This is a genomic window from Rhizobium mayense, assembly GCF_030272705.1.
Lineage (GTDB): Bacteria > Pseudomonadota > Alphaproteobacteria > Rhizobiales > Rhizobiaceae > Rhizobium > Rhizobium mayense.
This window is the reverse complement of sequence record NZ_JARFYM010000029.1, coordinates 78,275-88,502: the sequence shown is the minus strand read 5'-3', so window position 1 is coordinate 88,502 and position 10,228 is coordinate 78,275. Positions and strand designations below refer to the sequence as shown.

Below are 10,228 nucleotides of genomic sequence, written 5' to 3'. Positions count from 1 at the left end.
ATTCTGCCTGTTGGACGGCCAATCTCCGATTGGCCAGCTGGTACGACGATCGACCGGAACGGACCGGAGTTATGACGCACCTCGATTGCTTATACGAAGTGCACGATCCGTGCGCTGACGGCACCGGCCAGCCCAGCGTCTATCTGACGTTCGACGACGGACCTCATCCCTTCTGCACGCAGGAGGTTCTGGATGTGCTGGCGCAATACCGGGTACCGGCGACGTTCTTCGTTATCGGAACTTACGCGGCCGAACAGCCGAAACTCATCCAACGAATGATCGCAGAAGGGCACAAGGTCGCCAATCACACGATGACTCATCCCGACCTTACCAAATGCGGACCCGGCGAAATACAACACGAATTACTTGAAGCGAACAGGGCCATCAAGATCGCATGCCCGCTGGCATCGCTCCAGTATATGCGCGCGCCATACGGGAGCTGGACGCAAGAGGTTCTTTCTGCGTCCGCCAGCGCAGGGCTTGCGGCCGTCCACTGGTCGGTAGACCCGCGAGACTGGTCTTGTCCTGGCGTCGACGCCATCGTCGATACAGTGCTCGCCTCTATCCGTCCCGGAGCAATCGTTCTCTTGCACGACGGATGTCCTCCTAGCGAGGCGAAACCGAGCGGCGACAGCAGTCTGCGCTATCAGACCATCATGGCGCTCTCTCGTATCATTCCAGTCGTGCGCGACCGCGGATTTGCAATCCGCTCGCTTCCTCAACATCACTGAAAGCGATATCCATGAATCTGCTCGACACAACCAGCACTGCCGCCATCTCGCTTTATGCGCTGCTCTCGACTGCCTATAGGAGCATGCAGGTCGTTTATGCTCGGCCGACCAACGATTCATCGACCTCCGCAGAGCCGATCGGTTCCGCTCCCTTGCCGAGCGTGGATGTCATCATCCCCTGCTTCAACGAGGATCCGGCCACGCTTTGGGATTGCCTGGCTTCGATCGCCGACCAAGAATACGCCGGAGAACTGCGTGTCTATGTTATTGATGATGGTTCCAGCAATCGCGATGCCGTCACACCCGTACACGCAGCGTTTGCACGTGATCCAAGATTCACATTCATTCTGCTCCACGAGAATGCTGGAAAACGCAAGGCGCAAATAGCGGCGATACGCCGCTCCTCTGGCGATTTGGTGCTCAACGTCGACTCGGACACGACACTTGCTTCAGACGTCGTCATGAAACTTGCAGTTAAGATGCGTGATCCAGCAATCGGCGCGGCTATGGGCCAGCTGGCTGCCAGCAACCGGCGCGACACTTGGTTGACCCGCTTGATCGATATGGAATACTGGCTGGCCTGCAATGAGGAGCGGGCGGCACAGGCTCGTTTCGGTGCTGTTATGTGCTGCTGCGGCCCATGCGCCATGTACCGCCGCACTGCGCTCACCTTGCTGCTTGACCAGTACGAAACGCAAATGTTTCGGGGAAAGCGAAGCGATTTTGGCGAGGACCGCCATCTCACGATCCTCATGCTGAAAGCCGGATTTCGAACCGAGTACGTTCCGACCGCCATCGCGGCAACAGTTGTTCCAGACCGACTGCGCCCGTATCTGCGTCAACAACTTCGCTGGGCACGCAGCACTTTCCGCGACACGTTGCTTGCGTTGAACCTTCTGCCTGGTCTTGATCGTTTTCTCACCTTGGACGTGATTGGTCAGAATCTAGGCCCCCTCTTGCTCGCTCTGTCGGTGCTGACAGGCCTGGCACAGTTCGCGATGACTGGGACCGTGCCTTGGTGGACATGCCTGATGATTGCATCGATGACCATGATCCGCTGCAGCGTTGCAGCGGTCCGTGCTCGCCAATTTCGATTTGTAGGCTTTTCCCTGCATACCTTCATCAACATCTTTCTCCTGCTGCCCTTGAAAGCCTATGCGCTGTGTACGCTCAGCAATAGCGACTGGTTGTCGCGAGGCTCTGCTGCCAAGGCACCGGATAAAGCTGGAAAACAGAGCCCCATCCAAGATCCGCTCGCTGAGCCAAACATGAATGAATCGCCGGAAAATGAGGCTCCGTTTCGCCGATATAATCTTGCGCGCGATGCATCAAGATTGGTCGCATATGACAGCATTGCCAGCGACAAGTAATGGTTGCTTTACCAGGGTGCACGGATTTGAAACTTCAAGAGAATTATCAATTGTTGAATCGGGAACTGGCGACAGTCGATCCATGGCGCCTCGACGGTAATCCGTTCGAACGCGAGCGTCATGCGCAAATGCTTCGGCTATCGCTTGCCCAAGATGCCATCACAAGCGCGCTCGAAGTCGGCTGCGCGGCCGGCGCCTTCACCGAGAAACTAGCGCCTCACTGCCAGCGGCTTACCGTTATCGACGTCGTGCCACGAGCAATTGCTCGAACTCGTCAACGAATGAATAAGCCCGCGCACGTCAGCTGGATCGTCGCGGACGTACAACAGTATTCCTCCGAAGAGCTGTTCGATCTGATCGTCGTCGCGGAAGTTCTTTATTACATCGGGGGCATTGCCGAGATGCGCATGGCGATCGGCAACCTGCTTCGGATGCTTGCGCCAGGCGGCCATCTGGTTTTCGGCTCGGCACGCGACGCAAACTGCCGGCGCTGGGGTCATGTTGCTGGCGCCGAGACGGTCATCGCCATGCTGAACGAAAAGCTGGTGGAGGTGGAACGTCTTGAGTTCCGGGGTCACTCGGACAACGAAGACTGCGTGCTCGCGCGTTTCCTCAATCCGGTTTCCTCTTCCTGATCAATCGAATGGTCGACGTTAGACATGGAGACACTATGCGCATCTGTGGTATCAAACTGACCCATGACGGGGCGATCGCCCTTATCGAGGATGGACGACTCGTCTTCTGCATTGAGCAGGAGAAGCGTGACAATAATCAGCGATATCAAACCATCGGCAATCTGGAGGCAATCGTCACCGCTTTGGCCGAACACGGCCTGAATTTGCGGGATATCGATCAGTTCGTCATCGACGGCTGGGACGGAGAGGTCGAGTCGCAGTTCCAGGTCCTCAGTGGTGCGGTTCCCCTTACCCTCAAGGGAGCGCCTTATGTTGAACGCCATGCCGAGGGTGTTCTCGATTCGCTCGATGGCTCCGGTCTTATCCTCGATGATCACGTTTTTTCTTATCGGAGCTATCCACATGTGAGCGGCCATGTCGCCTCCGCATATTGCACCAGCCCGTTTGCCAAGGCCGGAGAACCTTCATTCTGTTTGGTGTGGGATGGCTGCATCTTCCCGCGTCTTTACTACGTCGATGCTCAGGGAGCCCGGTTCCTCGAATCCTTGTTCCCAATGATAGGGCAAGCCTACGCGGCCGCGGGTCACTACTTCGGACCTTACAAGCGGGCGAGCCGCGCGGGCTGGGATCTAGGTGTCGCCGGTAAGCTGATGGCCTATATCGCGCTTGGGTCAATTGACGAAGACATTGTTGAAGTGTTTGAGGATCTCTACGAGAAGCACTTTTCCGGCGATACCGAAATTGCCCGTCGTTACCGCGCAAACATCAACGACGCCGAGGCATCGCTTGTCGCCGTGCATGATTTCTTCGATGCCAGCGTGCTCCGATTAGAGGACAAGGCACCCGAAAATGTGCTTGCATCATTCCATTCTTTCCTTGAGCTTCTCCTGGTCGGCGAATTGGCTCTTTGCTTGCAGCGCCATTCTTTCCCCGGGCTGCGAAATTTGTGCGTAGCCGGCGGTTGCGGTCTCAACATCAAATGGAACAGTGCACTGCGTGGAACTGGTCTGTTCGACGCCGTCTGGGTCCCGCCTTTTCCGAATGATAGCGGTTCTGCAATCGGTGCCGCTTGCTGCGCCATGGCGGCTGATGAAGGTTTCGTGCCGCTCGAGTGGTCGGTCTATAGTGGCCCGGCTCTGAAAAATGGCGATGTGCCGCCCGGATGGAAAGCCGCGCCGTGCACCATGTCAGAACTCGCCACGATTCTCGCCAGCAACAAGCCCGTCGTCTTTCTTGCCGGGCGCGCCGAGCTCGGACCGCGAGCATTGGGAGGCAGAAGTATTCTCGCAGCCGCGACTTCACCGGAAATGAAAGACTATCTCAACGAAGTCAAACTTCGCGAACACTTCCGGCCGGTGGCGCCGATATGCCTGGAGGACCGGGCGCCGGATATATTCAGTCCCGGCACGCCCGATCCTTACATGTTGTTCGACCACCAGACACGCCCGGAGTGGCGGGCCAAAATTCCCGCTGTCATGCATCTCGACGGATCTGCGCGTTTGCAGACCATTTCCAGAAGCTCTCGACACGATGTTACCGAGCTTCTCATCGAGTATGAAAAACTCACAGGCATTCCGTTGCTTTGCAACACGAGTGCAAACCTCCACGGGTGTGGCTTCTTCCCGGATGCCGCCGCGGCCTGCCAATGGGGGCGCATCGAACATGTATGGTGCGAGGGCGTGCTGTTTACCAAGGAGCAGGTAACCGGACTGCCGCCAGAAGGTAGTGCACACAATACGAAGATGAGCGCATGTCCGCGGTAGCAATCGAGCTTGACGGCGTCAGGAAGTCATACGGTGACAAAACCGTTGTCGACGGGCTGTCGTTTTCCGTCGCAGCCGGAGAGTGCTTTGGCCTACTGGGGCCGAACGGCGCTGGAAAAAGCACAATTGCGCGCATGCTTCTCGGCATGACTCTCCCTGACGCCGGCAAGATCACCGTGCTTGGTGTGCCGGTGCCGGCGCGCGCTCGCGCGGCACGCAGGCTAATCGGCGTCGTCCCTCAGTTCGACAATCTCGACGCCGAGTTCACCGTGCGCGAAAATCTTTTGGTGTTCGGACGCTATTTCGGCATGCGCACATACGAGGTCGAAAAGGTCATTCCGTCGCTGCTCGAGTTCGCGCGCCTCGAGAGCAAGGCGCATGCACGCGTTTCCGAACTGTCCGGCGGCATGAAGCGGCGCCTGACGCTGGCACGTGCGCTGATCAACGATCCGCAGTTGCTGGTCATGGACGAGCCGACCACGGGTCTCGATCCGCATGCGCGCCACCTGATCTGGGAGCGTCTGCGGGCGCTTCTGGCGCTCGGCAAGACGATTATCTTGACCACCCATTTCATGGAAGAGGCCGAGCGGCTGTGCGACCGCCTGTGCGTCGTCGAGAAAGGACGCATCATCGCCGAAGGCCCCCCGCACGCGCTTGTCGACGAGCAGATCGGGTGCCAGGTGATCGAGATATATGGCGGCAACCCGCAAGAACTACATTCTCTGATCCGGCCATATGCGCAACGGTTGGAGGTGAGCGGCGAGACGCTCTTTTGTTATGCGTCCGATCCGGAGCCGGTGCTGGCGCAAATGCGCGGGCGAACGGGACTGCGTCTTTTGCAGAGACCACCGAATCTGGAGGACGTTTTTTTGCGGCTGACCGGACGCGAGATGGAGAAATGAACGATGGGTGAAGGTTGCTCGACGACGCTGCCGGCTAACGCTTGGAACTGGATCGCGGTGTGGCGCCGCAACTATCTGGCATGGAAGAAGGTCGCGCTTGCGTCGATACTCGGCAATCTCGCCGATCCGATGATCTACCTGTTCGGTCTCGGCTTCGGCCTGGGAATAATGGTCGGTCGCGTTGACGGCGCTCCATATATCGCATTTCTGACCGGCGGCATGGTTGCGGCAAGTGCCATGACCTCCGCCACCTTCGAAACGATTTATGCGGCTTTCGCTCGCATGCAGACTCACCGCTGGGAAGCAATCCTTTACACACAACTCACCCTTGGCGATCTCGTCCTTGGCGAATTGGCATGGGCCGCGACCAAGGCTTTTCTGGCCGGCACCGGGATCTTGGTCGTTGCCACTATTCTTGGCTATGCGGCATGGCCTTCGGTCCTCTATGTACTGCCGGTCATCGCGCTGACCGGATTTGCATTCGCGAGCCTGGCGATGGTCGTCATGGCACTCGCACCCAGTTACGACTATTTCATTTTCTACCAGACGCTCGTCCTCACACCCATGTTGTTTCTGTGCGGCGCGGTCTTTCCGGCCACACAGCTGCCCGGCGGATTTCAGGAAATGGGGCACTTCCTGCCGCTCGCGCATGCGATCGACCTCATTCGCCCGGCAATGCTTGGCCGGCCTCCGGTCAATGTCGGCCTGCACGTTGGTGCGCTTTGCCTCTACGCGGCCTTGCCGTTCTTTCTTTCCGCAACACTGTTGCGACGGCGCCTCATGCCCTGAAGCCATGACCGCTTACGAAAAGGAGATATGAAATGCAGCATCGCGAACTCGGCCGCAGCGGCCTGAAGGTAAGCGCGCTCGGCTTCCCTAACGCAACTACAACTTCGCCGCTGCCGAAGTCACTTTATCACGCGAAATTCTGGATGGAATCCAGTCAATTTACCAGCGTTACGGATCTCCAGCACCATGATGAGCTTCATCGGTTTTTCGGCCCGATCGCGCGACCTCCGGCCCTCGGTCCGATTTTGGGGAACTGCCACAAAGAAGCAGCCGGAGAGCCCTTACGCTCGCCAGCGCGACCGCGGAGTTCTTGTGCAGGCGCCACCCGCATTTGTGATCAATATCAGTTGGAAACATGCGCAATGATCCATTCCGTATCGTCGCCCGAGCCATTTGTAATCCTCGCAATGCCGCGAACTGGGACGCACTATCTCGAAGCGTTGCTGAACGACCATCCTAATGTGTTGAGCAACGGAGAGTTGCTCAACAGCTATGATGAAAATTGGCCCGATAAGGATCGTCTGCGGCACAGCGATCGCGAGCTTCTCGAGCTTGCCTATCTGCGCTATCCGCCGAGCGAAAAGAAGGTGACGCACGTCGGCTGTAAAATCAACGAGCCTCAATTTTATGACCGTCCGGGCTTTTTCGACGAATTGGCGCGTTGGCAAGGCCTGAAGGTCATTCTGCTTACTCGCAATACATTGGAATCCCTGCGATCGCTCGTGCAGGCAAGGCAAACGGGTCAGTGGCTGAAATTTAGCCCGGACAGTAATGAGCCCCCAAGTGTCTGGCTGTCAGTTAACGCATGCGAAGCCTATTTCAAAGCCGCCGACGATTTCCATGCGCGGGTCAAAGGTGCGTTCGATCCGAGCAAACTGCTGGTGATCGAATACGAGGATCTTCTTCTCAAACCGAGCGCATGCCTGGCAACGGTTTTGGCCTTCCTGGGAGCTCCCGCGCATCAGTCTTCCAATCGCGCCACCATTCAACGGCAGGAAACACGGTCGATCACTCGCTCGCTGCAGAATTTTGAAGAGCTGCGGCGGCACTTTGCAGGTGGGCCTTACACGAAGTTCTTCGAGCTTGACGACGCATCGGCTCCGCAAGGATAAATGAGATGTCATTCGACAATCTGCGATACCTCGAATCCGAAGCCATCCATATCATTCGGGAAGTCGCTGCGACCTTTTCAAATCCGGTTGTACTCTATTCCATCGGAAAGGACTCTTCCGTTTTATTGCATCTTGCAATGAAGGCGTTCTTCCCGGGAAAACCGCCCTTTCCCTTTCTTCATGTGGACACCCTGTGGAAGTTTCGGGAGATGATCGCCTTCCGCGACCGTACGATGCGGGAACTGGACCTGAAATTGATTGTCCACGTCAATCAGGATGGCATCGATCAGGGTATCAGTCCCTTTCGAGACGGCTCCAACGTGCACACGCACGTGATGAAGACCATGGCGCTGCGCCAGGCGTTGGACAAATACCGTTTTGATGCTGCGCTCGCAGGCGCCCGCCGCGACGAGGAGAAATCGCGAGCGAAAGAACGGATCTTTTCCATTCGCAACGCCCAGCACGCCTGGGATCCGAAACGCCAGCGTCCGGAGATGTGGAGAACCTACAACACGCGTGTCAGCGCAGGCGAAACGATGCGCGTCTTTCCGCTTTCGAACTGGACCGAGCTCGACGTCTGGCGGTACATCCAAAAGGAAAACATTGCCGTCGTGCCACTCTATTTCGCAGCGCCGCGGCCCGTCGTGCGCCGCGGTACGACGACGATCATGGTCGACGACGAGCGCATGCCGCTTGAGCCCGACGAAACCGTCACGCAACGCATGATCCGTTTCCGCACACTCGGCTGCTACCCTTTGACGGGCGCGATCGAATCCAGTGCGGCGACGGTTCCAGAAATTTTGCGCGAGATCGTGGAGGCACGCACCTCCGAGAGACAGAGCCGGCTGATCGATCTCGACGAGGCCGGCGCAATGGAGAAGAAGAAGCGCGAAGGGTACTTCTGATGTCATATCCTTTTTCGATATCAGCGCGTGACATGGAAGAGCATCTGGTCCAAGAGGACAAAACACCGGTTCTTCGATTCATCACCTGCGGCTCGGTCGACGACGGCAAATCGACGTTGATCGGTCGATTGCTTTGCGATGCGGATTTGGTCTTCGAAGACCAATTGGCAGACCTTCGCCGCATCGGTATCCGCGGCGGCAATGGCGAGGAAATCGATTTCTCTCTGCTGCTCGACGGCCTTGAGGCAGAGCGCGAGCAGGGCATCACCATTGATGTCGCATATCGCTATTTCTCCACGTCGAAGCGCAAGTTCATCGTTGCCGATACGCCCGGTCACCACGAATATACGCGCAATATGGTAACGGGCGCATCGACGGCCGATCTTGCCATCATCCTCGTCGACAGCCGCCAAGGCATACTCCAGCAAACGCGCAGGCACTCCTATCTCGCCTCGCTTCTCGGCATACGCCATGTCGTGCTGGCGGTGAACAAGATCGATCTCGTGGATTTCAGCGAGCCGGTATTTGATGCCATCGTGGCCGAATATGTAAGCTTCTCGGCGAAGCTGGGTTTTGCCAGCATAACGGCCATTCCGATGTCCGCCCGCTTCGGAGACAATGTTGTGCTGAAATCCGGGCAACTACCCTGGTATCAAGGCCCGGCGCTTCTTGAATATCTGGAAACTGTTGAACTCGACCCAGCTGATAAGCAAAGAGCCTCACGTTTTCCTGTTCAGCTCGTCATGCGGCCCAATCCGGATTTTCGCGGCTATGCGGGCCGGATCGCATCCGGAAAAATTGCCGTCGGCGATCCGGTGGTCGTCTCTAAATCAGGGCGGCGCTCCTCGGTCAGGGCGATCATTGCACCCGACGGCAACCAGATATCTGCCGCAGAAGGGGAACCGGTAACCTTGGTTCTTGCCGACGAGTTAGATGTCTCCAGGGGCGACATGCTGGTTGACCCCGCCTCAAGACCTTTTGTCGCCGACCAATTCCAGGCGCATCTCATTTGGTTCGATACCAATCCGATGCTCCCCGGACGAAGCTATCTCTTGCGAACGGAAACGGACAGCGTCGGCGCCACGGTGACCGCGCTCAAGCACCAACTGAATGTCGACAGCTTCGTTCGCGAACCAGCTAAATCGCTTCAGATGAACGAGGTGGGCGTCTGCAACATCATGACGCAACGACCTATCGTGTTTGACGCCTACGAGGAAAATAGGTCAACGGGCAATTTCATCATCGTCGATCGGGTAAGCAGCGCGACCGTCGGAGCCGGCATGATTGATTTCCCCCTTCGTCGTGCCGACAACGTTCATTGGCAAGCGCTCGACGTCGACAAGGCCGCTCGCACCGCGCTTAAGAACCAAAAGTCCGCTGTTCTTTGGTTCACCGGTCTGTCGGGCTCGGGCAAGTCGACGATCGCCAACGCACTCGAGGCGCTCCTGCATACATGCGGCAAGCATACCTATCTCCTGGACGGAGATAACATACGCCACGGTCTCAATCGCGATCTTGGCTTTACCGCGGCTGATCGGGTCGAGAATATACGCCGCGTCGCAGAGGTCGCGAGGTTAATGGCCGACGCTGGGCTGATCGTAATTTGTTCCTTCATTTCGCCCTTCCGAGAGGAGCGACGTATGGCGCGCGAGCTTTTGGAGGAAGGCGAGTTCATCGAGATCTTTGTCGACACGCCTTTGGAGGAATGTGCGCGGCGCGATCCGAAGGGACTCTATAAAAAGGCCTTTGCCGGCAACATTGCCAACTTCACCGGCGTCTCGTCTCCCTATGAGGCGCCTGAGGATCCGGAACTTCATCTCAAAACGGTTGGCCAGGAGCCGGCGACGTTAGCGCTTCAGATAGAGGAGTTCCTTCGAAGGGGAATGGAGGAGAAACAGCGCCTGGCTTAACGCTCGCTTTTTTTGGCGTGCGCTGGGCGTCAGTCATCCGAGCGGCAGTTTGGTGTTACCCGCGGCTCAGGCTTTAGTTCGGCAAACTTGCGAAATTGCAGATCCTCTTTC

General features: G+C 57.3%; 9 protein-coding genes and 1 pseudogene. All 10 read left to right on the top strand.

From position 1 onward, the window contains the following. Entirely contained in the window at positions 1–75 is a 75-nt protein-coding gene (locus tag PY649_RS26500; RefSeq protein ID WP_349644449.1) for a hypothetical protein, read from the top strand. After that, positions 72–731, top strand: coding sequence for a chitooligosaccharide deacetylase NodB (gene nodB, locus PY649_RS26495; protein WP_285871839.1), 660 nt, complete (start codon positions 72–74; stop codon positions 729–731). The genes PY649_RS26500 and nodB overlap by 4 nt, the downstream gene beginning before the upstream one ends. Before the next feature lie 11 nt (positions 732–742). After that, on the top strand, positions 743–2,101 hold the full coding sequence (nodC, locus tag PY649_RS26490) for a chitooligosaccharide synthase NodC (RefSeq protein ID WP_120708930.1): 1,359 nt from the start codon (positions 743–745) through the stop codon (positions 2,099–2,101). Then, positions 2,019–2,736, top strand: a pseudogene (nodS, locus tag PY649_RS26485) (nodulation methyltransferase NodS). Before nodC ends, nodS begins: the two are co-directional and overlap by 83 nt. A 35-nt stretch (positions 2,737–2,771) precedes the next feature. Further along, positions 2,772–4,499 (top strand): nodulation protein NodU, encoded by a 1,728-nt coding sequence (nodU, locus tag PY649_RS26480; protein ID WP_285871827.1) that lies wholly within the window; start codon positions 2,772–2,774, stop codon positions 4,497–4,499. Continuing rightward, positions 4,487–5,401 (top strand): nodulation factor ABC transporter ATP-binding protein NodI, encoded by a 915-nt coding sequence (nodI, locus tag PY649_RS26475; RefSeq protein WP_285871826.1) that lies wholly within the window; start codon positions 4,487–4,489, stop codon positions 5,399–5,401. The genes nodU and nodI overlap by 13 nt, the downstream gene beginning before the upstream one ends. Positions 5,402–5,404: 3 nt before the next feature. Beyond that, positions 5,405–6,190, top strand: coding sequence for an ABC transporter permease (locus PY649_RS26470; RefSeq protein ID WP_285871825.1), 786 nt, complete (start codon positions 5,405–5,407; stop codon positions 6,188–6,190). Between the two features lie 362 nt (positions 6,191–6,552). After that, positions 6,553–7,302, top strand: coding sequence for a sulfotransferase domain-containing protein (locus PY649_RS26465; protein WP_285871838.1), 750 nt, complete (start codon positions 6,553–6,555; stop codon positions 7,300–7,302). Between the two features lie 5 nt (positions 7,303–7,307). Continuing rightward, positions 7,308–8,207, top strand: a complete 900-nt coding sequence (cysD, locus tag PY649_RS26460; protein ID WP_285871824.1) for a sulfate adenylyltransferase subunit CysD — start codon at positions 7,308–7,310, stop codon at positions 8,205–8,207. Next, positions 8,207–10,117 (top strand): bifunctional sulfate adenylyltransferase/adenylyl-sulfate kinase NodQ, encoded by a 1,911-nt coding sequence (gene nodQ / locus PY649_RS26455; protein ID WP_285871823.1) that lies wholly within the window; start codon positions 8,207–8,209, stop codon positions 10,115–10,117. Before cysD ends, nodQ begins: the two co-directional genes overlap by 1 nt. Positions 10,118–10,228: the final 111 nt, after the last annotated feature.